The 24803-nt window shown below is 63.1% G+C and carries 19 protein-coding genes and 1 pseudogene; 3 read left to right on the top strand and 17 right to left on the bottom strand.

Features of this window, described 5'->3' with window-relative positions; genetic code table 11:
• Window positions 1–187: 187 nt before the first annotated feature.
• Complete coding sequence (locus tag P3T43_RS32740; RefSeq protein WP_429285144.1) at window positions 188–1612, bottom strand: hypothetical protein; 1425 nt, start codon at window positions 1610–1612, stop codon at window positions 188–190.
• 186 nt (window positions 1613–1798) lie between these two features.
• A complete protein-coding gene (locus P3T43_RS32735) occupies window positions 1799–1969 on the bottom strand; it encodes a rubredoxin (RefSeq protein WP_007178992.1) in 171 nt (56 codons plus the stop codon).
• Between the two features lie 273 nt (window positions 1970–2242).
• Here P3T43_RS32735 and P3T43_RS32730 point away from each other — a divergent pair, with 273 nt between their 5' ends.
• Complete coding sequence (locus tag P3T43_RS32730) at window positions 2243–3103, top strand: hydroxymethylpyrimidine/phosphomethylpyrimidine kinase (RefSeq protein ID WP_429285143.1); 861 nt, start codon at window positions 2243–2245, stop codon at window positions 3101–3103.
• 316 nt (window positions 3104–3419) lie between these two features.
• Window positions 3420–4037, top strand: coding sequence for an adenylyl-sulfate kinase (gene cysC / locus P3T43_RS32725; RefSeq protein ID WP_429285162.1), 618 nt, complete (start codon window positions 3420–3422; stop codon window positions 4035–4037).
• 212 nt (window positions 4038–4249) lie between these two features.
• Here cysC and groL read toward each other — a convergent pair whose 3' ends face one another.
• The 15 genes from groL to P3T43_RS32650 all read right to left on the bottom strand — a co-directional run bounded on the left by groL (window position 4250) and on the right by P3T43_RS32650 (window position 23464).
• Window positions 4250–5890: a chaperonin GroEL gene (gene groL / locus P3T43_RS32720; RefSeq protein ID WP_429285142.1), complete on the bottom strand. Its 1641-nt coding sequence runs from the start codon at window positions 5888–5890 to the stop codon at window positions 4250–4252.
• Between the two features lie 52 nt (window positions 5891–5942).
• The gene (groES, locus tag P3T43_RS32715; RefSeq protein WP_025496518.1) at window positions 5943–6233 is read right to left on the bottom strand and encodes a co-chaperone GroES; all 291 of its coding nucleotides are present in this window, start codon (window positions 6231–6233) and stop codon (window positions 5943–5945) included.
• Between the two features lie 295 nt (window positions 6234–6528).
• The gene (locus tag P3T43_RS32710; protein ID WP_429285141.1) at window positions 6529–7128 is read right to left on the bottom strand and encodes a type II secretion system protein; all 600 of its coding nucleotides are present in this window, start codon (window positions 7126–7128) and stop codon (window positions 6529–6531) included.
• Between the two features lie 47 nt (window positions 7129–7175).
• The gene (locus P3T43_RS32705) at window positions 7176–7562 is read right to left on the bottom strand and encodes a type II secretion system protein (protein WP_429285140.1); all 387 of its coding nucleotides are present in this window, start codon (window positions 7560–7562) and stop codon (window positions 7176–7178) included.
• Between the two features lie 5 nt (window positions 7563–7567).
• On the bottom strand, window positions 7568–8092 hold the full coding sequence (locus P3T43_RS32700) for a type II secretion system protein (RefSeq protein ID WP_429285139.1): 525 nt from the start codon (window positions 8090–8092) through the stop codon (window positions 7568–7570).
• Window positions 8089–10644: a cohesin domain-containing protein gene (locus tag P3T43_RS32695; RefSeq protein WP_429285138.1), complete on the bottom strand. Its 2556-nt coding sequence runs from the start codon at window positions 10642–10644 to the stop codon at window positions 8089–8091. Before P3T43_RS32695 ends, P3T43_RS32700 begins: the two co-directional genes overlap by 4 nt.
• A 42-nt stretch (window positions 10645–10686) precedes the next feature.
• Entirely contained in the window at window positions 10687–11217 is a 531-nt protein-coding gene (locus tag P3T43_RS32690) for a hypothetical protein (protein ID WP_429285137.1), read from the bottom strand.
• Window positions 11214–12023, bottom strand: a complete 810-nt coding sequence (locus P3T43_RS32685) for a hypothetical protein (protein ID WP_429285136.1) — start codon at window positions 12021–12023, stop codon at window positions 11214–11216. The genes P3T43_RS32690 and P3T43_RS32685 overlap by 4 nt, the downstream gene beginning before the upstream one ends.
• Entirely contained in the window at window positions 12020–12580 is a 561-nt protein-coding gene (locus P3T43_RS32680) for a PilN domain-containing protein (RefSeq protein WP_429285135.1), read from the bottom strand. Before P3T43_RS32680 ends, P3T43_RS32685 begins: the two co-directional genes overlap by 4 nt.
• A complete protein-coding gene (locus P3T43_RS32675) occupies window positions 12577–13371 on the bottom strand; it encodes a hypothetical protein (RefSeq protein WP_429285134.1) in 795 nt (264 codons plus the stop codon). Before P3T43_RS32675 ends, P3T43_RS32680 begins: the two co-directional genes overlap by 4 nt.
• A 76-nt stretch (window positions 13372–13447) precedes the next feature.
• Window positions 13448–15136, bottom strand: a complete 1689-nt coding sequence (locus tag P3T43_RS32670) for a GspE/PulE family protein (protein ID WP_429285133.1) — start codon at window positions 15134–15136, stop codon at window positions 13448–13450.
• Complete coding sequence (locus tag P3T43_RS32665; RefSeq protein WP_429285132.1) at window positions 15133–16320, bottom strand: type II secretion system F family protein; 1188 nt, start codon at window positions 16318–16320, stop codon at window positions 15133–15135. The genes P3T43_RS32670 and P3T43_RS32665 overlap by 4 nt, the downstream gene beginning before the upstream one ends.
• Window positions 16321–16390: 70 nt before the next feature.
• On the bottom strand, window positions 16391–16828 hold the full coding sequence (gene gspG, locus P3T43_RS32660; RefSeq protein WP_429285131.1) for a type II secretion system major pseudopilin GspG: 438 nt from the start codon (window positions 16826–16828) through the stop codon (window positions 16391–16393).
• 84 nt (window positions 16829–16912) lie between these two features.
• Window positions 16913–22561: a discoidin domain-containing protein gene (locus tag P3T43_RS32655; RefSeq protein WP_429285130.1), complete on the bottom strand. Its 5649-nt coding sequence runs from the start codon at window positions 22559–22561 to the stop codon at window positions 16913–16915.
• A 576-nt stretch (window positions 22562–23137) separates the two neighbouring features.
• Entirely contained in the window at window positions 23138–23464 is a 327-nt protein-coding gene (locus P3T43_RS32650) for an HdeA/HdeB family chaperone (protein ID WP_429285129.1), read from the bottom strand.
• Between the two features lie 182 nt (window positions 23465–23646).
• On the opposite strand from P3T43_RS32650, the pseudogene P3T43_RS32645 reads away from it, so the two are divergent.
• Window positions 23647–24641 (top strand): annotated as a pseudogene (locus tag P3T43_RS32645) (IS630 family transposase).
• The last annotated feature ends 162 nt before the right edge of the window (window positions 24642–24803 follow it).

Raw genomic sequence — 24803 nt, 5'->3', positions numbered from 1 at the left:
ACACCTTGCCAACTGCGCGTATTCAGGTGCGCATCCGTGACGGTGGCGGATGAGGTGGCACAAGGCGTTGAAACCCGCGCGGCGACGGGTTTGCAAGGGTGGTGGAACGTGGTGGTGGGCCTTTGTGGTGAGCCTTTGTTGTGAGCCTCCGTGGCAGGCCTTCTTGGTGAACCCACCGGCTGGCGAGTTAAGCGCCGCCGCCCTGCTCGATGGCGCGCGTCAGCGCAGCCAGCACAGGACTGCCGCCAGGCGGCGCGATGCCGGCCGCGATCGTGTGCAACATGGCGCGCAGTCCTTCGGCGCCCTGTTCGAGCGCTCGCGCGTCAGGTGCTTCGACGACCACGTGGGCACGCACCGCAGGCGTCGACACGCCCGCGTGCGCGCGGCGCCGCCAGGCGAGCGCAAGCGTGTCCGCCAGCAGGGCGACGTGACCCAGACCCAGCGCACTCGCGGCAGCGCCCAGACGGTAGGCGGCATCGCCGGCTTGCAGTGCTTCGCTCGGATCAGCCTTCTCGGGATGACCCGCCGCCCGTGCGTGCTCGGCGAGAGCGGCGATCGCCCCATCGGCCGTCTGCAGGAAATCCTCATAGGCCTGGGCATTGACGGTGAGTACACCCAGTTCGCGCGTGCGCGCTTCGCGCAACCCTACGCCGGGCCCTTGCGCCTCGGCGGCGCCAGCCTCCCACAACGCCTCCGAATCCTGAGTGCCGGCTACGTGCCAGTCCACCGTCAAACCGTAGTCGCGCAGCAGCTCGACATGCTCGGCATCTTCTGCCGCAGCGCCGAACAACGCGTAATCGCGCCAGAGCAGCGCGAGCGTTGCCCGCACCATCGAGCGCGGCGCCAGCGGCAAGCCACGCGCGTGATCGGCCAGCGCAAGGTTGCAGCGGGCATGAAAACGCCGTGCATCTGCGTCGCCCAGCAGGTGACCACTCTCGCGCAATGCGCGGGCACAGGCTGAGGCGAGGCGCCAGAAGTCGTAGGGATCGGGGCCGGCGAGTTCGGCGAGGCAGGCGTCGAGTTCATCGAGCGCGGCGCGCGTCAGGGCCGCTGCCGCGGCGCTGGCCGCGCCGTCCCTCGAATGCGCCCGCAAGACCGGCAGCAGCGCGCGTTCATAGCGCGCCCGTAAGTGCGCCAGCCGTTGCGCCGGCTGCTTGCTGAACGAGACGGGCGGTAAGGCCCTGGCAGCGAGAGCGAGATCTTCGTATGTGACCGTGAAACCGGGCGTGCGATGCGCGATCAGCGCACTGAGCGCGTGGTAATGCGCGAAAAGGGTCGGCGAGCAAGCGAGCTCGCGCAGACTGCGGCGCCCGATCGCCGCGCGGAAATCATGCAGCGCTGCGGCGAACAACTGGCGGGCATCGGGTTCTTCGGCCGATTCAGCTGCCGTCAGCGGCGACACCAGCACCAGCGCATCGCCGAGACGTTGGGCCGCGTGCCAGCCCGCTTCGCGCAAGGCCTGCACCGCGCGCAACAGCGCCGCCGCCGTACCGCCGCGTTGCTCGAAGGCGAGCAGCGCTTCGGCGAGCGCAAGTTCGGCGGCACGGACCGACCCGCCGCGCGGATTCGGCAGTGCCTCGAAAGAACCGGGAGATGCGGATCCAGGAATCATGGGCAAGCGACATGAACACTGACAGGCCGGCGCACGGCCGTGCGCGCCAAGGAGCACGCGAGCCCGCGACAGTACGATGACGAACTACCCTCGCGACAGAACATGACAACGGATGTTCCGCCCTACCACGCTGCCCGGCCGCCGGACGTACTCAGGCCGCCCGCCGGACGCGCGAACGCTGGATGGTCAGATCTGCACCATCTCGAAGTCTTCCTTGCGCGCGCCGCATTCTGGACAGGTCCAGTTAATGGGAACATCTTCCCAACGCGTGCCCGGCGCGATGCCTTCCTCTGGCAAACCAGCCTCTTCGTCGTAGATCCAGCCGCAGATCAGGCACATCCAGCTTTGATATTCCATTCTTGTATCGCGTCAAAAAAGGGCGTTGAAACGAGAGCCATGATGGTACAGCGTTGCCGCCCTAATGACTAGCAACCGGGAGTCATCATGCTATCGGGTCGCGCAAACGCTGCCTGGCAATCCCCACAAGGCGCGACGCCGTGCATGGCATTAGTGCGAGAAGCCCTTCGCGGATGCGGAAAAACCGCCCTGCCCCCCCGTTAGGCCGCATAATTGAGGCGACCGCGTGCCCTGTGCGCGCTTACATATGCTCATTTCCTGCCAACCATCTTCATGCCCAGCGACACGCCTCCGATCGTCCTTACCTTCGGCCTTTCCGACCCGACGGGCGCCTCCGGCCTGCAAGCCGACCTGATGACGCTGGCCAGCATGGGCTGCCACGGTGTCAGTGTGCTGACCGGCTATACCGTGCGCGACTCGGCAAACTGCGATGAAGTCACCGGGCTGGACCCCGAGGTCGTTGCCACTCAGGCGCGCATGCTGCTCGAAGACATGCCCATCGCCGCCTTCAAGGTCGGCGCCGCGACGCGCGCGGAAGTGGTGAGCGCGATCGCTGAAGTCGTGGCCGACTATGACGACATTCCGCTGATCCTCGCGCCCGATTTCACGCTCGACGACGAACACGTGCTCGCCGCCGACGAACTGCGCGAAGCGATTGCCGACCTGCTTGCGCCGCAAACCACCTTGCTGGTCGCCGATCACGCCACGCTGCTCGCGCTCGCCCAGCCGGACGGCGACGCCGAAGCGCCGAGCCTCGACGCCGCGATCTCGCATCTGCTGTCGCAAGGTTGTGAATATATTTTGTCCACGGAGACTGGCACGCACCGGCTCGTCAATACGCTGTTCAGCGACGACGGGCAGCTGCGCCAGGACATGTGGGACCGCGGGCCGCATCGCATCATGGGGCTGACCGATACGCTCGGTGCGGCGATTGCCGCCTTGCTTGCGAATGGTCAGGATCCTGCTGAGGCTGTACGTGAGGCGCAGGAGTATCTGTATCAGGCAATGCGCAATGCGTTTCGTCCCGGTATGGGTGCGTATCTGCCGGACCGGTTTTTCTGGGCGCGCAGCAGCGAGGAAGAAACGCCGCTGGGTAGCGCCAAGGATGCGCCGCCTGGAGAAGCGCGGCATTGAGGGTGGGGCGTTTCGGGCGGAGTTTGGTCACACAGGACGGCTCGCCCAACACAAAAACTTACATTAACCAAACAAATACATTTCACTTTATCGTCCTCATCACTCGTTCTTGCGCGAACGGCGTGGTGTGGGCGATCGCCTTCCCGTTGCGTCAAGAATGAGATTGAGAGCCTCGCCCCTTCAAACGGTATCGCTCTCGGCGGGAATCGTTAAAGTGGATAGCTCAGACGCCTTCGCCCGCAGCCTTTACGACGCCACGCCGGACACTCCGAACGGTCATTCCGGCGCTCCAACTACTCCCGAAGATCGCCGGTCCATCGCCGCCTCGGGACCTGCGCGACCATTCCTGCAGCGCGTTCACGGTACTGTGAGTGACCATGACCGCGCGCACATGTTCAAGCAGAAAGCCGTCACGGTCTGGCTTACCGGCTTGTCCGGGGCAGGTAAATCCACACTGGCTTATGAACTGGAACGCCGCTTGATTGCGCTGAGTCACCCATGCTATGTGCTCGACGGTGACAACATCCGCCACGGCCTCGCCAGCGACCTCGGCTTTACCAAAGAAGACCGACGTGAAAATATCCGCAGGGTTGCCCACGTCGCCCAGTTGATGAACGACGCCGGCTTGATCGTGATTACCGCGCTGATTTCCCCCATGGACGAAGATCGCGCCATGGCTCGCGAAATCATCGGCGGTGACCGGTTTGTGGAGACGTATCTATCCGCGTCTGTCGACGACTGTGCACGGCGCGACCCCAAGGGCCTCTATGCCAAGGCACGCGCTGGCGCGATCACGTCGTTCACGGGTGTGTCGGCACCCTACGAACCGCCCACCCATCCGGATCTGTGTGTAGATACGGCGAGGCAAAGCAAAGAGGCGAGCGTGTCGGGAATCTTCGACTACCTGCACGAATCATTCTTGATGGACCCCTGACCGCGGAAACGCAGCGCGGACGTGTCCTTGAGTTGACCTCTCGCGCTGCATTCCCTGCGCCAAGATCAAAGCGACCAAGGCGCCAAATCCCACACCACAAAAGAAAAGACCCGCATCGCTGCGGGTCTTTTCTTTTGCGAAGCACACCTTGCAGTGTGCTTCGCCATGCGTTTCGATCGGGCCTCCTCTCGCGAGAGAGGCCCAAAGCGAAATTACATGTCCATGCCCATGCCGCCCATGCCGCCGGGCATACCGCCAGCCATCGGAGCATCTTCCTTCGGCAATTCGCAAACAGCTGCGTCGGTCGTCAGCAGGAGACCTGCCACCGATGCTGCGTTTTGCAGTGCCGTACGCGTGACCTTCGTCGGGTCCACGACGCCTGCATCGACCAGGTCGACGTACTCGCCCGTTGCTGCGTTGTAGCCGTAGTTGCCCGTGCCTGCTGCAACTGCTGCCACCACGACGCTGGCTTCTTCGCCGCCGTTCGTGACGATCTGGCGCAGCGGTTCTTCCATTGCGCGCAGAACGATCTTGATACCTGCGTCCTGATCGGCGTTAGCGCCCTTCAGACCAGCGATTGCCGTGCGAGCGCGGATCAGTGCAACACCGCCGCCAGCCACGATGCCTTCTTCCACAGCTGCGCGCGTTGCGTGCAGTGCGTCTTCGACACGTGCCTTCTTTTCCTTCATTTCGACTTCGGTCGCAGCGCCGACCTTGATCACTGCAACACCGCCGGCCAGCTTGGCCACGCGCTCTTGCAGCTTTTCACGGTCGTAGTCCGACGTTGCTTCTTCGATTTGCGTGCGAACTTGCTTCACACGTGCTTCGATGGTTGCAGCTTCGCCAGCGCCGTCGATGATCGTCGTGTTTTCCTTGCCCACTTCGATACGCTTCGCTTGACCCAGTTCAGCCAGCGTTGCCTTTTCGAGCGTCAGGCCGGTTTCTTCAGCGATGACCTGACCGCCGGTCAGCACTGCGATGTCTTCCAGCATGGCCTTACGACGATCGCCGAAGCCCGGAGCCTTGACAGCCACCGTCTTCAGGATGCCGCGGATGTTGTTCACAACCAGCGTTGCCAGTGCTTCGCCTTCGACATCTTCTGCGATGATCAGCAGCGGACGGCCAGCCTTGGCGACCTGTTCCAGGACCGGGAGGAGGTCACGAATGTTCGACACCTTCTTGTCGTGCAGCAGCACGAACGGGTTGTCGAGCACAGCAACTTGCTTGTCCGGGTTGTTGATGAAGTACGGCGACAGGTAACCGCGGTCGAATTGCATACCTTCGACAACGTCCAGCTCGTCTTGCAGCGACTTGCCGTCTTCAACCGTGATGACGCCTTCCTTGCCAACCTTGTCCATCGCTTCAGCGATACGGTCGCCGATCGACGAATCGCTGTTCGCCGAGATCGCGCCGACCTGAGCGATTTCCTTGTTGGTCGTGCAAGGCTTGCTGATCTTGCGCAGTTCTTCGATAGCGGCCGTCACAGCCTTGTCGATACCGCGCTTCAGATCCATCGGGTTCATGCCCGATGCAACGTACTTCATGCCTTCGCGCACGATGGACTGAGCCAGAACCGTTGCGGTCGTGGTGCCGTCACCTGCGTTGTCGCTGGTCTTGGAAGCGACTTCCTTGACCATTTGTGCGCCCATGTTCTGGAGCTTGTCTTTCAGCTCGATTTCCTTCGCGACCGACACACCGTCCTTGGTGACCGTCGGGCCGCCGAAGCTGCGTTCCAGGACCACGTTGCGACCCTTCGGGCCCAGCGTGACCTTCACAGCGTTCGCGAGGATGTTCACGCCTTCAACCATCTTGGCACGGGCGGAATCACCGAATACGACGTCTTTAGCTGCCATCTTCTAACTCCTTGAATTCTTGGGATATAACCGGGTAAGTAGCGCTTGGCGCTTACTTCTGCACCACGGCCATGATGTCTTCTTCGCGCATCACGAGCAGTTCGCTGCCGTCGACCTTGACGGTCTGGCCTGCGTACTTGCCGAACAGAACGCGGTCACCCACCTTCACGTCGAGCGCGATTTGTGCGCCCTTGTCGTCACGCTTGCCCGGGCCGACTGCCAGAATTTCGCCTTGATCCGGCTTTTCTGCTGCGGCTTCGGGGATCACGATGCCCGACGCAGTCTTGGTTTCTTGATCCAGACGTTTGACGATCACGCGATCATGCAAAGGACGAAGGTTCATACATACTCCTCTCTTGATTGAGACTGAAGAACGCTGAGAAAACCCGGCTGGCAAAGCCAACCGGCGATGTTGTTAGCACTCTCGTGCAGCGAGTGCTAATTATATGGACGGGTGGTGACAAATTCAAGAAGGATGGCGGTGGGAAATTCTTGCTCCAAGGGTTAACCCTGGAATTGGTGCGTACAGACGGGGCAAGCCCGGAGAGAACGTATTCCCGCAATCATAACGGCGAATGGCGGATTGTCACCCAGGGCCGCCCTTGTGTTACCAGAGGACAGAAAATTCCCGCGTCATTTTATTGCGGCTCGGCGGTCAGCCCCGCTCTACCCGTCTGAGCCGCCCCGCCAGCCGAAGCGGCACTGTCCGGCGTCGCATCGTCCACCCCCGCCGCACCCACCACAGCAGGCACATTCGCAGCGCCGCCCGGCAACAACTGCGGAAACCGCGCGACGAACACCCACTGCGCATAACCCTTCTTCCGCTCGAACCCCTGGAATTCCTTCGGGAAATGCGAGATTTGAATCGGATGAGCCATGGACGCGCTATGCAGGCCGACGATCGTCTGTCCGTCCAGCCCCATCACCAGCACCCAATCCGCCTTGCCCGTCATCGGATCCGCGTAGAGCTTGCGCAAGTGGCGCACCGGATTTGGGTAGCGCGGGTCGAGTAGAAGTTCATCGAGCGTGTGCGGCTGCGTCGGCTGTCCCAACGGCGTGGTCTGCGCGTAATCGAGCAGCGCGCGCTGAAATTCGCCGCCGACGTAAAGCAGTTCTTTCTCAGCCACACGCCGCTGATAGATCGCGCCAAGCTGTATCGTCCCGGCCGCCGCCACGCCGATGATGGCAATCGAAATCAGCAACGCCAGATACGCGAAGCCGCGTTGCGCTGCCCGCAAGCCGCTCCTGCCCCGGCTTCTGCTCCGCGTCATGCCCGCCCGCACGACTACAGCGACTCGTACGGCCGACCGTCGAAGCCAGTGCCGGGCGCACCGCTCTTGACGTCGTAGACCTTGCCGGGAAACTGCTCCTCGGGCGGCACGATCTCCCAGGTCGTGGTGCTGCCCGTGACCGGATCGAGCGGCAGCGAGCGCAGGTAATGCTTGTCCACCAGTTCGTCGAGTGAGTCGGGATAGCGTCCTATATCGCCGTAAAACTTGTCGATGGCATCGCGCGTCGCATGCAGGTTTTCCGCGAGGATTTTCTCCTTCGATGCATCGATCGAATGGAAGTAGCTCGGCAATGAAATCGTCAGCATCACCGCAATGATCGCCAGCACGATCAGCAGTTCGATCAGCGTGAAGCCCTTCGCTCTGTGCAAGCGGTGTTTCATGCGTGTCACCAGTTCCGGTAGGCAATGCCATTGAGCCCGACGCCTTTCGAAGTCGAGTACACGTCGTACACGTCGTCGCCTTCCTGGGGGTCGTCGGCTCCGCTCGCGTAGCAGCGCTTGCCCCACACCGCCGCGTCGTCGAGCCCGGCGTCGTTGTTCATCGGATCGCGCGGGATGTGACGCAGGAAGTAGATCTTGCGTCCCTTCGGATCGCTCAGGTCCGGCACACCGTCGACGAGCACATCGAGACTCGGCGGGTAGCCGGTCGCGCCCGCTTCCTTCGCCACCCGGCCCTCCTTGCTCGCGGCCTTGTAAGCGTCGATGGCGTCGCGTATTTCATGCAGTGCGAGCCGCAACTCCTGCTCGCGCTCGCGCTGGCGCATCACCTGCGCCACCGGCACGGTCATGGACGCGAGCACGCCCAGAATGGCAAGCGTGACCAGCAGCTCGATCAGCGTAAAGCCGCGCGCCGCGCGTTTGTCCCTCGCGCGCTTCAACTGCGTGGCGTCACGAGCCTGCGCGTTCGTCATTGCGTTGTCGCCACGCCAAAGGTGTAGGTCGGAGGCGGCGTCATGGTGAACTGCTGGCCGCTCACACCAATGATCGTGCCCGGCTGAGCCTGGATCGAGGTCTGCGCCGCCGCGGCCAGTGCCTTGAAACTCAGTACAGCGAAGGTCCCCTGCGACGAGGCGCCCACGCCGCCTGTGACGGAATCGGCGAGGATCAGTTGACCGCCCTGCACCACACGATCGGAGAAGCTGGTGGTGGCACCGCCCTGCTTCATGAAATCGCCCTCGGTTGCGCCGGTGAACTGCAGTTTCGTGGTGTCGTAGTTGAGAGTGGTAGACGCGCTCGTCAACGGCTGATCCGCCTGCATGGTCACCGCCACGGTCACCGAATCGCCCACCTTGACCTGCGCCGGGCCCTCGATCGTCATCTGTCCCACGCCTCCGCCCGCTGTGCCGCCACCCACGTACGGAACGCCGTCGCCGCCATACGAGCCGCCCGCGTTGCCATAGGCGCTGCCATCCGAATTGCTTGCACCCGTTGCTCCGCCATACGCGCCAGCACCTGAACCGTTCGCGCCATTCAGGCCGCCTTGCGTGCCATTCGCCGTCGCACGATCAGGCGTCGTGTTCGACGCGCCTGTACTGCGCGTGCTGATCGGTGTCACGTGCGGTGAACTACCGAGCCCGTTCGACGTGACGATGCTTTGCATGTTCGTCTCGGTGCCTGCCGAGAAATACGCTGCATCTGCATCGGGGCGCTGGATATTGCGCACCAGGTGCGGCGTGATTGCCAGAACGATCTCGGTGTTCTTGTCGTCGTCCGTGGTCGCGCCGAACAGCCGCCCCAGCACCGGAAGTTGGCCAAGACCGGGAAGCGCATTGCCCGACGTGCGTTCCTCGCTGTCGATCAAACCAGCGAGCACATCCGTCTCGCCGTTCTTCAACTGCAGCACGGTGCTGGCCGTACGCGTGCCGATCTCGTAGGCGGTCGTACCGGACGTCCCCGTGACCGTGTTCAGCAGACTGCTGACCTCCAGCGAGACCTTGATGCCCACCGTGTCGTCCAGGTAGATTGCCGGTTCGACGTTCAGCGTCAGGCCGACGTCGAGATAGTTGACCGACTGCGAGACGAATCCCGTCGACGTCGCCGTCGAGGTGATGTTCGGCACACGTTCGCCGATCAGGATCTTCGCCTTCTCGTGATTACGCACGCGAATACGCGGGTTGGTCAGCAATTTCGCTGTGGAGTCCTGCTCGTTCGCGTTGGCCGTCGCCTCGATCGACGACAGCCCGAGCGTATGGGTCGTCTGATGCAACAGGTCGCTCAGCGCGAGCGAAGGCGTGGAGCCTGTGCTGCCAGATCCGGTGGAACTGAACGAACCATACGGCGAACCCGTCGATGTCCCGCTGCTGCCACTGGTCGCCAGCGCGCTGATCGAAGTGCCCACCGGCAGCGGCGTCACCGTGATCGAACTCGGCCATGCAATGCCGAGATTTTCGACGTTGTCGCGCGATACTTCCAGCACTTCCACCTCCAGCATCACTTCCGGCTCCGCGACATCTTCGAGCGTGACGAGCCGTTCCGCCATCTTGATGACAGCGGGCGTGTCGCGCACGATCACCATGTTGAGCTTCTCGTCGGCCACCACGTCGTGGCACTTCAGGATCGTCTTGAGCGTCTCGGCGATCGTCTTCGCGTCCGCGTTCGAGAGGAAGAACGTGCGCACCGCCAGTTCCTGGTAGTCCTTCTGTTTCGCGGGCGTGTTGGGGTAGATCAGCACCGTGTTCTCGTCGAGCACCTGCTGGGCGAGTTGGTTGGTCACGAGCAGGTACCGCACGGTTGCCTCGATCGTGCTGTTCCTGAGGAAGATCGACGCGCGCTGATCTGTCTTCACGTCCTTGTCGAATACGAAGCTGAGTCCCGAGCCATGCGAGATCGCATCGAAGATCTGCTTCAACGGAGCGTCACGGAAATCGATGCGGATCGGCTTGCGATAAGCGACCGCCAGCGCCTCCTCGACGCGCGCCGCGCCCGAGTCGGCACCGAGTTTGCGCTGCAGCGCGAGCGCGCGTGGATTGGCCGGCGCCTCCGTCAGCACGGTGGCGATCAGACGGCGCGCTTCGTCGCGCTCTTTACCGGCGGCGAGTGTCTCGGCCCGATCGACCAACGCGTCGAGGCGTGCCCCGCTTTCGAGCGCCGATATGCCCGTCAGCGCGCGCTCGTTAGCGGGGTCGAGCGTCAGCGCATGCTGATATGCCTTGCGCGCGGCCGCGCGGGCACCGCTCGCGGCAAGACCGTCGCCCTCCTCGTCGTAACGTCGCAACGCCTTCTCGCGCGTGGCAAGCCACGCCGAGCGATATTGCGCATCTTCCGGCTCGCGAGTGGACGCCTCCTGCAGCTTCGCCAGGCCTTCCTCGATCTTGCCTTGGGCCACGAAGTCCTGTCCCTGCTGATAGGCCTTTTGCGCCGCGCAACCGGCCAAGAGCACCGGTGCAACGATGAGCGCGAGCCAGCGTCGCCTGCGCATAGCGCTGGCAAATGGGCCACGATGCCTGTTTCCTGTCGATTGCATACGCAACGTTTCTATCCTTGTATCGTTCCACTTTCGCGCTGGTTAGTCGGCACTGCCGATATCCAGCGTCTGCACTGCTTTTTGGGGCAAATAAACGAGCTTCATGGTCGGCGGCGTGATCGCTTCCACGCGATAGACCCCGTCGATCACCATCTGCTCGCGCACAATCAACGTATCGTCGCCGCGCGCCAGATAGACCTCCCAGTGACCTTCGGCCTGCTCTTTGCCGAGGTAGGTGAAGGGCATGGCGGGTGTGAGCGGTGCAGTCGGTACCGGTGGTATGTCGGCACTGGCCGCCGCGGCAGAGGGCAGCGGCACGCTGGACAGACTGCCGAACAGATCGTGGTGCGCATCGCTGGCCGCGCCGGCCGCACCGACGAGTTCCGCGCGGGGGCGCAGCGCCGCGATGCTCACCACGCTGCCGGCACCTGGGCGCGCGGCCGAGGTGCCGGAGCGCGTGTCGGCGTGCGGGGTGGCTTCGACGATAGGGTCGGCTGGATCTTTATCGGCGAATGCGAGTACGCCCGCACTACCGACGAACAGCGCGGCGAGGATGAGGTGCTTGCGCTTCATCGCTGCACCTCGACGACCGCGCTACGCGCCATTGACGGAGGCAGCGGCGGCAACACCGCCGACGCTGAAGTCAACGCCGCAGCCGAAGTTGGCCTTGTGCCCGACGCATGTGACGACACCGATGCAGCGCCCGATGCGGAGGCCGCAATCGAAAAGGCTCGTGCTCCCGAGGCAGGCGATGGCACCAACGCAGAACTCGCAGAAGATCCAGCTCTCGCCTTCAAAGCAGGCGATGGCACCCATACCCCTGTATCGGGCCGCAAGAAAACCGTGAAACGCAAACTTGCCTCGACAGCCTGATCGTTGGCGGAATTGCGCGTGAAGCGCATGTCTTCGAGCGCGGCATACGGAATCGCCAGCAAGACCTTCTCGCAAAAGCGCCGCAGATGCGCGTAGTCGCCCTTGACCGGCAGGATGATCGTGTAGGTATCGAAACGTCCTGCGCTTTCATGACCCGGTTTGTACTCAGCCTTGTCCAATACGACGGCGGCATCGGAAGCCGCGTCGAACAGGCGGGTCACGACCTGCTCGGTGTGGCCGCTGCTGCCAAGCGCCGCATAAAACGCCTTCAGATGCGCGCTCGCCAGCGTCTGTGCTGAAACGACCGGCTTGGGCAGCGGCGCCGAACGCGCCTGCACCACGGCCCGCACATGTTCATCGACACGCGCCGCCAGGCCCGGCAACAACACGAACCACAACGCGGCCGCCGCCAGCATGAACACGCCAGCCAGCAGTGTGCCCACGCTGGATCGCGCCAGCGCCAGACGCAAGCGCAACAGCGTCCCTGCGAAATTCGGCTTCGTCACGCGCCCGCCTCCCGCCATTGCGCTTCGATCGAGAAGCGGATGACGCTGTCGACGCCGTCCTTGGCAAGTTCATGCTTGACGAGATTCACGCGTGCGAAGAGCGGCTGCTGTTCGAGCGCCTCCAGGTAGCCGATTATGTCCTGACTGCTGCCTTGGCCGCTGCTCGCCTCCGCTTCGATTCTGATCAACGCGCGGCCGGGTTCAGGCGTGATCGATAGCACTGCGATCTGTGATGGGGTAGCCGACTCGACAGCATCGAGAATGTCGTTCCACGGCAGGTTCAGGCGCGCGACGGCCACATTGACCGCAGCCGCCTGCTTCGCGTCGATGGGTTCGCTGCGCACGGTCGTCGCTGAACGTGCATGCTCCGCGCGCGCCTCGAGCCGGGTCAACTGGCCGTCGAGCGCGTCGAGCCGCACCAGCAGCTTTTGCGCGCGCCCGCCCGCCACCACGCACAGCAGCAACGCGATCAAGGCGAGCGCGCGCGGTGCCGGTCCGAGTCGATACCACTCGCGCCGCACACTGAAGGGCGCGAGGTCGAGATGCAGACGCTTCATGCTGCCACCCCGCGCGAGGCAAATCGCGCCGCCAGCGATTTCTTGTTGCCATAAGCGGCGTGCAGCGCATGACCCGGCGCACACCAGTGCAACGTCAAGCCGGCGACGTCAGTGGCTGTGGCGCTGTCCCGCCACGCGTCGAGCGGCGCGCCGTGAATGTGCAGCACGGATGGCGCCGCCAGGTCATCGAGCAGCGCCGCGCGCGCCATCTGCTCGCGCAGCCATGCCATGGGCGGTGTCGTCTGTGGCAACGCGAGCGTGCGCACCGCAGCAAGGCGAGGCCGCCTGGCATCGGCGACGAGTCCGAGCGTCAGCGCACTTTCACCCAGCGTCGCGAGCCAGGCGTTCGCACTCAACGCGCGGCGCGAGTGATTCCAGGCCGCCACGAAGTCAGGCGTCACCGAAACGAGACAGGCCTTCTGCGCCGCGACCGCCTGCTGCAACGCGACGCAAACTGTTTGCGAAACCGCGCAGGCAAGAAACGGCGTCTCGGCCTGCCAGTCGGCAACCAGTTGCCAGCCGGATGCCGCTTCGCCATACAGCACCTGAAAACGCACGGCGGCGGCGGCGCGCAAATCCTGCCTGCGAGCGCTGTTGCCCGGCGGCGTAACGATGAAATAACGCACCAGTTCGTCACCGAGCGTTACATGTACGGGAAGCCCCTTGGCACCCGCCTCTTCGAGTGCGTCCGCGATCTGCGCGGCCAGCGCATCGGGCGCGACCGCACGCGGATCGGCGATGGTCCGCTCCACCGCAACCGGCAATGACTTGTCCGCGTGACGGGAGGCCACCGTGCGCCATACCGCAAGCCTCGTTCGCGACAATTCAATCCGGCACTGCCCGCGCAGCCGGAGACGTCCAGGAACATCAAGCATGGAGCGTCACCCGCTTCACCTCTGCCAGCGTCGTTTCGCCACGCTTGACCACGCCGAGCGCCACCTCGCGCAACTGACGTGTGCCGCCCCTGCGCGCGGCGTCCTTGATCAGGCGGATAGGCTGCTTTTCCACCACCATGTCGCGTATCTCGTCGTCGAGGATCAGGATTTCGGCGATCGCGCGCCGCCCCCGGTAGCCCGTGCCACGGCAATCGCCGCAGCCGGTCCCCTGACGGAAATCAAAGTCGGCCACCTCCGCACGGGACAGGCCGAGGCGAGCCAGTTCGGCGTCGCCCGGAACATAGGGCGCCGCGCAGTGCGCGCAGTTGACGCGCAGCAGCCGCTGGGCCCAGATGCCGTTGAGCGCGGACACGAACGCATAGGGATCGATGCCCATGTGACTGAAACGGCCGAACACATCGAAGACGTTGTTGGCGTGTACCGTCGTCAGCACGAGGTGGCCCGTGAGCGCTGACTGCACGGCGATTTCGGCGGTTTCGCGGTCGCGGATCTCGCCCACCATGATCTTGTCCGGGTCGTGCCGCAGAATCGAGCGCAGGCCGCGCGCGAACGTCAGCCCCTTCTTTTCGTTGACGGGAATCTGCAGGATGCCGGGCAACTGGTACTCGACCGGGTCTTCGATCGTGATGATCTTGTCGCGCCCGTTGTGAATTTCCGTGAGCGCCGCATAGAGCGTCGTGGTTTTGCCCGAGCCGGTCGGACCGGTCACGAGCAGCATGCCGTAGGGCTCTTCCGCGAGGGCGCGCAGCGCCACCAGCGATTCGCTGTCGTAGCCGAGCGCCTCGAGCGTCAACGAACCATACGCTTCGATCATGGCACGCTTGTCGAGAATCCGGATCACCGCATCCTCGCCATGGATGCTCGGCATGATCGACACGCGCAGGTCGATGTCACGCCCGCCCGCGGCCACCCGGAAGCTGCCGTCCTGCGGCACGCGCCGCTCGGCGATATCCAGTTCCGCCAGCACCTTCAGACGCGAAATCACCTGCTCGGCGGCCTCGACGCCGTTGATCGTGGCCGCCGCATCCAGCACGCCGTCCACGCGGTATTTCAAGGCGAGGCCACTCGCCGTGCTCTCCAGATGGATATCGGAAGCGCCTGCCTTGAGTGCGTCGTACAGCGTCGAATTGACGAGTTTGACCGCGGGACTCGCCGCCTCGTTGACCGACTGGAACGACAACACCTGGGTGGTGCGGCCATCGGCCTGCGCCTCGCCGCCATCGGAGACGAGACTGTCGACGGCCCGCGTCGACTCTTCCATGCGCGTGTGATACGCCTGCAGATCGGACGGCAGTGCGAGCCGCAACTCGATCGTCGCGCCCGCCTGCGCGGTGAGCCAGGTTTGCAGGTCGAGATCGAATGGACTCGTCAGTACACCGACAAAAGTGGCATCTGCGCCGCGCAGCAAGGCACAACGACGCTGCATCGCCCGCGAGAGCGGCACGCGGTCGAAGGCCGGCTCGAGCGCCAGCATGTCGGTCGTTTCGATGACCCGCATCGCGACCTGCTGCGCCAGCGCCTGCATCAGCTGACGCGCATCCACGCCGGTCAGCGCCTCGAGTTCCGCCACGATGTGACGTTGCGTGGCGCTAGCGGCCGCGCGCGCACGCGACAGCAATTGCGCATCGAGCAGCGGCTCGATCGGCTCGCGCATCGTCATGACAGACCTTCCGCGAGATCGAAGATAGGCATATAGAGCAACACCACGATCGTGCCGACTACCAGCCCGATCGCAGACATTAAAAGTGGTTCGAACATCCGCGTGAAGCGGTCGATCCAGCGTGTGATCTCGCCGTCGTAGAACGCCGCCGACTGGCTCAGCATCCTGCCCATTTCCCCCGAGCGCTCGCCCACGCGCAACATGCGCAAGGAAATGGGCGTCGCGAGATCCCAGGCCTGAAAGGCGCTGGACAAGGTGCCGCCGGCCTGCACCGCGCCACGGGCTTGCGTCAGCGCGGTGCGCAAGCCTGGCGACACCGTTCCGCTGGCCGTTTCCATGGCGGCGACGATCGGGATGCCACCTTCGAGCAGCATGCCGAGCGTCATGTATAGCCGTGATAGTTGATAGATGCGCAAATGCGGTCCGACAAACGGCATGCGTCCCAGCAGCCCCAGCAATCCTGAGCGGGCGATCGCTGCGCGCCCAGCCATACCGGCTGCGACGGCGACGCCAAGCGCGGCGGCAAACAGCGGCAAACCATGGGCCGCCGCGAATTTTCCCCAATCGAGCAACGCCTGCGACATCCACGGCAGCGACCTGCCGGTGCCCTCGTAGATCGTCGCAAAGCGCGGCACCACGAAGGCGATCAGGAACGTCGCCACGCCACCGCCGACGACCAGCAGAATGCTCGGATAGATCGACGCGCTGACGAGCTTGTTGCGCACCGTGTCGATGCGCATCTGATAATCGACGTAGCGTTGCAGCGCGCGTGGCAGGTCGCTCGTCCCTTCGGCCGCTCGCACGATGCCGACGTAAAGCGGCGGAAATACATCCGGCTGCTCGGCCAGCAGGCTCGAGAAGCGCTTGCCTTCGCGCAGCCCCGCGAGCAGGCGTCCGAGGACGCCGCGCAGGCGCGCTCCACCCTCGCGCTCCAGTAACGCTTCCAGTCCTTCCACGATGGACAGGCCTGCCTGCAGGAGCGCCAGCAATTCCTGGCTGAACAGCACGAGCGAGACGCGGCCGCGTGCAACCGGCATCTGTCGCAGCGTGCGCAACGGCGCGAGTCGCGTCACATGCAGCCCACGTGTTTCGACTTGCGCGCGCGCGTGCGCTTCATCCTGCGCGTCGATCACGAGGGCGATAATCTGATTCTCCGGCGTGAGCGCTCTTACTTCGTATTGCATAGGACCGCGCTACCTCTTGCTGCCGTATCCGAGGCCCCGCATCGGGCGCACTCGCACTGTCTGTTGTCCATCATTCGCTGCTGATGTCCGCATCTTCTCCGGTGCCGCCTGGCCGGCCGTCACGGCCATAGGAGATCACCGCGTAATCGCCCTTCGTGCCAGGCACCTGATACACATAGGGATGTCCCCATGGATCGGGCGGCACGCCTTTCTTGAGGTACGGGCCGGTCCAGTTGTCCACATCGGCCGGCTTCACGACCAATGCGTTCAGGCCTTCCTCGGCGGTCGGAAAGCGGCCGGTGTCGAGGCGGAAGTTGTCGATTGCCTTGGTGAATACATCGATCTGCGCGCGGGTAACGGTCACCTGCGACTTGCCCAACTGCGCGAAATAGCGCGGTCCAACGATCGCTGCCAGCATGCCGATGATGACGAGCACCACCAACAGTTCGAGCAGCGTAAAGCCCCGGCTTTTTCTGGTCCGCACGCCATGTGCGTTTCGTCTGGCCATGCTCTGGCTACTCCGTTCACACCACATCGATATCTCTCTGGTAAAGGGCGCCCTCGCCGAGGGCGCCCGTACTTTTGCTACGGACTACTTCTGGCTGACCGGCTGCTTGACCGCATTCGCCTGCGGCTGTGCGCTGGCGGCGTTGTCGTACACCTGGAACTCATACAGCGAGTAGCCATACTGCGTGTTGCGTTGCGTACCGTACATCCGCACATAACGTGCGTTCACGGTCGGGAAGCTGATGTCCTCGGTGCCGCCCTGACCCGCGGTCTGCGTGTACACCGTGGTCCACTGCTGCAAGTCAGGCGACGTCTGGATCTGATACTGCGTGCCATACGCGTTCTGCCAGAACAGCACCACGCGATTGAACGCCTGCACCGAGCCAAGATCGAGCTGAATCCACGACGGATCGACGAAGGCCGACGACCAGCGCGTATTCATGTTGCCGTCCACGGCAGCCGACGGTGGGTAACCATCGTTTTCGTTGCCGCTCGACGTCGCCGTCGCGCCCAGCGCAAGGTTCACCGCAGCGTTGACCGAACCGAACGTCACGCTGACCGTGTGCGCCGCCAGCACATCGCTGAAGGTGTAGCTGTTGGCGAGACCCACATCCTGACCATCGATCTGCACCTCGGTGACCGCACCACCCGCAGCCGGCGTGAACGTGTAGGTCTGCGAACCGCCCTGATACACCTGCAGGCTGCCGACCGGCGAAATCGTGCCGCTGCCGCTCGCGCTTGCCGTGATCGGGAACTGCGGCGTATTCGCCGTGTTGTAGACCTCGAACTCATACAGCGAGTAACCGTACTGCGTGGCGCGCTGGACCCCTTGCATGCGGATATAGCGTGCCGTGGTGGGTGCGAACGTAATGTCTTCGTTGCCGCCCTGGCCTGCGTTCTGCGTATACACCGTGGTCCATTTCTGCTGGTCCGGCGAGGTCTGGATCTGATACTGCGAACCGTAGGCGTTTTCCCAGCGCAGCACGACGCGATTGAACGTCTGTGCCTGACCGAGGTCGACCGTGAGCCACGCGTTGTCGTTGAAGTCCGACGACCAGCGCGAACCGAGATTGCCGTCGACGGCATTGGCCGGGCCATCGCCCGCATCCTGCTCGCCGCTCGCGGTTGCGACCATGCCCAGTGCCAGGTTGGCGCTCGGCGTGGGCGTGCTGCCACCCGTACCGCCTGTACCGCCCGTGCCACCCGTACCGCCTGTACCACCGCCGTTGCCGCCGGTGCCCGTGCCACCACCATTGCCGTTGCCGCTACCCGCCGCGGATACGGTCAGCGTGACCGTCGCACTCGGCGTCGAGCCTCCACCGTTGCTGACGACGACGCTATAAGTCGCACCGTTGTCGTTCGCCACCGTGGTGGGCGGCGTGGTGTACGACGGCACACTGGTATAGGCAATCACCGCGTTGTTGCGCAGCCATTCATAGCTGAACGGCCCAGTCCCTGTTACGCCCACCGTGAACTGCGCGCTCTGACCTTCGGTTACGGATGCGTTCGCCGGTTGTGCCGTGATCGTGGGAACCGCTGCCGAGGGACCCGACACGCACAGCGACCAGCCCGGTGTGTTGTCGATGATGCCGGGCACGGACTGCCCCGACGAGAACACGAGGTAGTCATCCGTCGACTGGCTTGGCACGGGGGTCGTGGTCCACGTCCCCCACGGCGACGGAAACGCGCACTGCGCATAGTTCGCCCGGGCGATCGTCAATGCTTCCGCCTGGGTCGGCAGGCGCATGCCCACCGCCTGGCAATACTGCTGGGCGATGGTCTGCGTGAACTGCGCGCCTTGCTGCGGGAACGTCGTGTAGTTCTGCTGCCAGAGCAGCCCGCTCACGTTGTCCTGCACGGTAGGAACATACGGGCCAGACGGCAGACCCGCGATGGTCGAGGTCCACGTGCCCGGTTGTGCGCCGAGTACCGTGAAGCGCTCGGTTTGACTGCCGCATTGCGGTGCGTCGAACACCTGGAACTCATACAGTGAATAGCCGTATTGCGTGGCACGCTGCATACCGAGCATCCGGATGTAGCGAGCCGACGTGCTCGGGAAGTAATGCGTTTCCGTGCCGCCAAAGCCTTGCACCGGGCCGCCCAGCACACTGGTCCAGTCCTGGTTGTTGTTGGACACCTGAATGTCGTACTGCGAAGCGTAAGCGTTCTCCCACGCGAGCACGACCTTGTCGAAGGTCTGCACGGAGCCGAGATCGATCTCGATCCACGACGGGTCGATGCCCGGCGCCGACGACCAGCGGGTCGAGAGCGAGCCGTCGATCGCGTACTGCGGGACGAGGCCGCCATTCTGGCTGCTGCTCGCCGTAGCCGTGCCGACCAGCGCGAGATTGCTGGCGTCGGCACCGCTCACCGTGAGCGTCGCCAGCGCACTCTGGACACTGCCTGCACTGTTGTTGATCGTGACCTGGTAGTTACCGGCATCGCTTGCCTGCACCTCCGAAATGGCAATGCTCGCGCTGTTCGTGCCGAACGGCACGCCGTCTTTGGTCCACTGGTACGTCATCGGCTGCGAACCGGTGGCGACCACGTTGAAGGTCACGCCCTGCCCGAACGGCACGGACTGGCCGGCCGGTTGCGATGTGATGACCGGCGGCGTCGCCACGTTCACCGTCAGCGACGCGGTGTTCGAAGTAGCCGTGCCGGCGCTGTTGGTCGCGACGGCGCTATACGCGGTCCCGCTATCGGACGTCTGCATCGCAGGCGTGGTGTACGTCTGTTGCGTCGCGCCCGGGATCGGCGTGTTATTGGCCAGCCATTGATAGGTCAGCACGGGCGAGCCGTTTGCCGCCACGCTGAAGGTCGCGTTCTGCCCTGCCGTGATGCTCTGCGGCACAGGTTGCAAACTGAAGCTCGGTGCCTGCGGCTGAACCACCGTCACGGTCGCCGTTTTCGAGGGGACGCTGCCGCTCGCATTGCTGACCACGACGCTGAACGTTGCGCCCATGTCGCTCATCTGCACGGGTGCCGTCGTGTAGGCATAGCTGGTTGCGCCCGCAATCGGCGCGCCGTTTTTGTACCACTGGTACGAGATCGGCGAAGCACCGGCCGTCAGCACGCTGAATTGCCCGCTCTGTCCCACCGTCACCTGCTGATCCGCAGGTTGCGTGAGAAGCTGCAGTGCGGCCGGCGGCTGCGGACCGACCGTCAGGCCCGTGCCGTTAAGCAGCCCCGCATTCACCGCCGGAACGATGTTGAACGAGGTCGTGCCATTGCCGAGACCGGGCGAAGTCGCCGTCACCGTGACCGTGCCGGGCGTGAATTGCGCTTTGACCGCAACCTTCGTGATGCCGCCTTCGGCCGTGACGTTCGGGTCGCCCGGCGCATGGTACCCATTCGGCTGGTTAGGTGTCACCCAATGATCGGTACCGCCGCGGTAAGTACCCGGACCGCTGACGCTGAACGTCACGATCGCCATCGAATCCGGCACGCGCACACCATTGGCGTCAACCACGGTTGCGGTGATGATGGCCGCATCCGTGCCGTTCGCCGTGACCGCGAACGAATCGCCGTTCGGCTTGACCAGTTCCGGGTCGACCGTGAGCTGGATATGATCGGCGGCACCGGCTGTCACCAGTTGATCCGTTGCCGCGACCTGGCGGTTGTTATCAAGGCATTCGGCAACCAGCGTGCCAGGCGTGAACGTGACGTTGTCCCAGTGCACCTGGCCTGGCAGCAGCGTCGTGTTCTCGGTCAGGTCGGCGCTCGGGTCCGAGTTGGCCGGATTCGGCACCTGCTCGCCACCCACCTGCTGGCCATTGAGCACCAGACGAACCGAAGGACAGTTGCTGAACGCGTTGACCCGCACCGAGCCGGAGAGGTTCCAGGTGCTGGCGAGCTTGACGACCGGCTTGATCTGGAACGGCGTCCAGGCCGCTTCATAGATGTAGTAAAGCAGACGCGGAATGCGGTGCTCGTCCATCATGGACGCGCCATTGCCGCGCACGAGGGTTTGATCCTGACCGTCGAACTGCGTCACGACCTCGCCCGGCGTATCGGCCAGGTACCAGTGCGCGATCCCGAACGACTTGCCGGCGACGCTATGCACCCAGTCGTTGACGGGCGCTGCGGCAAAATCGAGTTCATGCGCGTAGCTCCAGCGAGCCACGCCCCAGCCCCAATACTCCGATCCCCATGCCGGCGAGTTCGGATAGGTCTGCTTGACGCCGACATCGCAACCGTCGCCGCTACAGCCCAGGATGTCGCCGTTGGCCGGATTCGGCGTGCGGTCGGACTGCGCGCGCGTATTGACCGGGTCCCACGTCTTCGAAATAGCCTTCAGGGTTTGCGCAAACGTCGTATCGGTCGCGCCGTTATCCGCCTCCCACGACAGCACCGAGGGGTGGTTGCGATCGTGGACGATCATGTCCTGATGCAACTCTTTCTTCAGTTCGACGTTATCGGGCGTCGTACAGTTCGTTGTGACGCTGCCAGAGCAGATCACGGCAAAGCCGTTCTCACCGTCGCCGCTCGGCTGGATCATCATGATGCCGTATGCGTCCGCAGCGTCGAGGAAATCACGCCCCTGACTCGAGTGCCCCGGCCGGTACAGGCTACCGCCGGCCTGCGCAAGCAGGTTCAGGTCTTTCCATTGAAGCTCCGGCGGCACGGCCGAGCCGAGTGCCGGGTAATCGTAACGGCCCGATGCACCCCACAGGAAATGCGGATGACCGTTGATGTACGGGAAATTCTGGTCCCATGTGATGGTGCGAATGCCCAGCGGCGTGGCTTTCGAATCCACCACCACGCCGTTCATGCTGACCGAGCTGATCACGTGATACAGATACGGGCCGCCGTACACGCTATTGTTCGGATACCAAAGCGTCGGGTTGGCCACCGTCATCACCTGGGTGAACAAGGTCGGATTCAGTTGCCCTGGACCGTTGGCCGGGACCGTGTTGCTGGTCTGCGCGGTCTGCACGACGTTGCCGCTGGCATCCACGATCTGTGTGGTCAAGGTGACCGGCTGATCGGTGGAATACTCGTTCACGACGTTGGTCTGAACCTGGATCGTCGCCGAAGACGGACTCGCCGACACCGTCGAGACGTACGTGCCCCACGTGTTCAGCACCGAATAGATATTCTCGGGAATGTGCACCCGGTCCACGATGTGCAGCCACACCGGGCGGAAAATGCCCGTGTCGTCCTGGCCGAAACGGAATGCGCCGGAGAAGCTCGGGGACTCGAAGAACGAGTCGCCGCGCGAGACCTTCACGGCCATCACATTGTCGCTGCCGTCGAATTTCACGTAGTTCGTGATATCGATGATGAACGGGATGAAACCCACCACGTGAGTCGCCTGGGCATCCAGCGCGACCTTGCTGTTACCCGGGATGAGCTGGCCGTTGATATAGACCTGCACGCCCGTGTGCGCCCCTTCGAACTCGACCAGAACCTTGCGGTTCTGGTACGACGGATCGAGCGTGAAGTGCTTGCGGTACCAGTTGGTGTTGCCAGTCAGGGATCCCTGACCGCCACCCGACTCCATATTGATGAAGGTGTCGTTGTCGGCGGGCGTTTGCGGCACACCGATCGATTGCCACCCCGAGTCGTCGAACGACGGCAGAGGGAAATTGTTCGGGTCGTCGACATCCTTGATGTACTGCCAGGGTGTCGCGCCCATATTGATCTTGACGTGGTTGGACGGCGGCAGACTGGTGCCCGCAAACGATTGCGTCGCGGCGAAAAATAATATCGCCCACAAGATTGCAAACAAACCCGCTTGCTGCCAGGTGGCATGCCTAACGCGATTGCGCATTTTGAAATCTCTGGTTGGTGTCTATGACGTGTGGCATCGCTTCGTCTGGAGGGACGATGGCGCGATCCTTTTTACCCGTGCTGCCTTGAGCCAGAAGGCCCCGGATATCCGCAATGGGACAGAGAGCCGGTGTGAGTCGACAGAGTCGTAGTCGTCATTCTTGTTTTCGGGGGATGGTCGGAGCACGGACTATTTCAGAAGCCCTACGCGGTCATTCTTTAGAAGTGAGGCGAGAAAACCCTCTAATTCTCGTTATCACCACAAAAACATCCGCCAAACCCTGATCTGAACGGGTTGTTTCCTCTCAAGATGCAATGATGTTTTTATTTGCCTACTGAGAAACAATAGATTTTGATAGCTGACCGCGGACCTGGGGAGGTTGCGCGATCAGGCAGGACAGGACAAGGCGAGTCGAGGGACGCTTGCAGGTGGAATGATCGTGCCCAGGTCTGGCACTGCGGCAGTGGCAGTGTTGATCTCCGCGAGGATCGACGAGGGCGCGGGAGGGGATTGCGAGCGGAAGTGAGCTTCGGGTTACAGATGCTCGAAGAGAGTGATCTTCTTGGCCTTGACCATGGCTCTGACCTTCGACATAAACGAAGCCTTCGGGTCTTTCTGGCACTCGGCGAAAACGGCTTCTCCCACGGGGTGAGCGGTATCGATCACGACGGTATCGGTTTCCCTGACGCCGAGCTTGTCGACACCGGCGACCCAATACACCAACGCCGGACGATAAGCCTCGTCGACAGCGGTGAAATCCGCACAGGTCATTTTGGCTGGCGTGACTTTTGTTTCTTGCGCACTAGCGGCGAGAGGAAGGGCCAGGCAGATTGCGACGGTCAGAATCTTTGCGGGCTTCATTACACACTCCATATATTGATCGGATTGGCTTTCTTCGTAGCGTTGCCGGATACACCAGATTGCCAGGTATCAACATTAAGGCCGCAGAATTAGCCACAAATTATTGATATTTCCTTAAATCATGACAACGTTTGAGCGTCTCAATCGTTATATGTCCAGGGCGATCTTGGAGACAGGCTGGCATGGCGCAAAGGCGATTGAGCGAAGCAGCAAAGAAGCGATTGAAGGCAGGTCGACTGCTGCTGGCGGGCAAGGGCTGCGCCGAGGTGGCGTTGGCTGTGGATGTGGCTCGGCAGACGGTGTACACATGAAAACGGCTGCTCGATGAAGGCGGCATCGATGCGCTGCGAGAGGTGCCCGAGCGAGGGCGCCCGGCCCAACTCGATGAGCAACAGTTGGCGGCTGTTCGTGCCGCCCTGCTGCAAGGCGCCACTGAACAAGGATTTGGCACTGAACTGTGGACTCTCAAGCGTGTGGGCGCGGTCATCGAACGGATGCACGGCGTCCGCTTTAGCCAGACGCAGGTCTGGCGCATCTTGGGTTCGCTGGGCTTCAGCCCGCAAAAGCCCGAGAAGCGGGCCATCGAGCGCAACGAGGACGCCGTGCGCAACTGGAAGCGCCGCACCTGGCCGGCCCTTAAAAAAAAGCCCGGCGAGAAGGCCGACTGATTGTCTTCGTGGACGAGTCCGGCATCAGCGAGCGCCCGACCCGAGTCCGCACCTGGGCGCCCAAGGGACAAACGCCCATCATCCAGTTTCACTTCAACTGGAATCACGTCTCGGTCATCGCTGGCCTCACACGCACCAATTGTTTGTTCCGGCTGCACGAGGGCAGCATCAAGAAGGAAGAGATCGTCGAATTCCTCAAAGCGCTCAAGGCCCACTTGAGGCAGCCGTTGCTGGTGATCTGGGACGGCCTGAAGGCGCATCGCAGTCGTTTGGTGCGCGAGTACCTGGACCGCCTGGATGGCCACATCCAGATCGCCTTCCTGCCACCGTACGCGCCGGACATGAACCCGGTCGAATACCTGTGGGCGTGGCTGAAGCGCCATGCGCTGGCCAACTACTGCCCCAACGATCTCGGCGAACTGCACCTCAGCGCCCGCAACAAGCTCAAGAGCGCTCAAAAGCGGCCTTCGATCATCGCCGCTTGCTGGATGCAGGCTACGCTGTGGTGATGTCATGAATTATGGAAGTCTCAATAATCGGCGATCTGTCGCACACCGAATGAAGTCGTTCAAAGAACGGCTCTTTTGAAAATTGTGTGGGTAATGCGGCTCACGAGGCATGCGGGTTGAAGCTGGAGAAATCGAGTTTGCCGGCGATGAGAAAGAGCACGG

Origin of the sequence: Paraburkholderia sp. GAS41 (assembly GCF_050436545.1) — a bacterium.
GTDB lineage: Bacteria > Pseudomonadota > Gammaproteobacteria > Burkholderiales > Burkholderiaceae > Paraburkholderia.
Note: the sequence above shows the minus strand (reverse complement) of the source record. Positions and strands in the feature narration are given on the sequence as shown.

Bases quoted from the DNA above. Each gene is read 5' to 3' on its own strand.
- P3T43_RS32665 (WP_429285132.1), bottom strand. From the start codon at position 16,320: ATGCAATACGAAGTAAGAGCGCTCACGCCGGAGAATCAGATTATCGCC.
- groES (WP_025496518.1), bottom strand. From the start codon at position 6,233: ATGAACCTTCGTCCTTTGCATGATCGCGTGATCGTCAAACGTCTGGAT.
- gspG (WP_429285131.1), bottom strand. From the start codon at position 16,828: ATGGCCAGACGAAACGCACATGGCGTGCGGACCAGAAAAAGCCGGGGC.
- P3T43_RS32690 (WP_429285137.1), bottom strand. From the start codon at position 11,217: ATGAAGCGCAAGCACCTCATCCTCGCCGCGCTGTTCGTCGGTAGTGCG.
- P3T43_RS32700 (WP_429285139.1), bottom strand. From the start codon at position 8,092: ATGACGAACGCGCAGGCTCGTGACGCCACGCAGTTGAAGCGCGCGAGG.
- P3T43_RS32705 (WP_429285140.1), bottom strand. From the start codon at position 7,562: ATGAAACACCGCTTGCACAGAGCGAAGGGCTTCACGCTGATCGAACTG.
- P3T43_RS32730 (WP_429285143.1), top strand. From the start codon at position 2,243: ATGCCCAGCGACACGCCTCCGATCGTCCTTACCTTCGGCCTTTCCGAC.
- P3T43_RS32740 (WP_429285144.1), bottom strand. From the start codon at position 1,612: ATGATTCCTGGATCCGCATCTCCCGGTTCTTTCGAGGCACTGCCGAAT.
- P3T43_RS32650 (WP_429285129.1), bottom strand. From the start codon at position 23,464: ATGAAGCCCGCAAAGATTCTGACCGTCGCAATCTGCCTGGCCCTTCCT.
- P3T43_RS32680 (WP_429285135.1), bottom strand. From the start codon at position 12,580: ATGAAGCGTCTGCATCTCGACCTCGCGCCCTTCAGTGTGCGGCGCGAG.
- P3T43_RS32670 (WP_429285133.1), bottom strand. From the start codon at position 15,136: ATGACGATGCGCGAGCCGATCGAGCCGCTGCTCGATGCGCAATTGCTG.
- groL (WP_429285142.1), bottom strand. From the start codon at position 5,890: ATGGCAGCTAAAGACGTCGTATTCGGTGATTCCGCCCGTGCCAAGATG.
- P3T43_RS32735 (WP_007178992.1), bottom strand. From the start codon at position 1,969: ATGGAATATCAAAGCTGGATGTGCCTGATCTGCGGCTGGATCTACGAC.
- P3T43_RS32695 (WP_429285138.1), bottom strand. From the start codon at position 10,644: ATGCAATCGACAGGAAACAGGCATCGTGGCCCATTTGCCAGCGCTATG.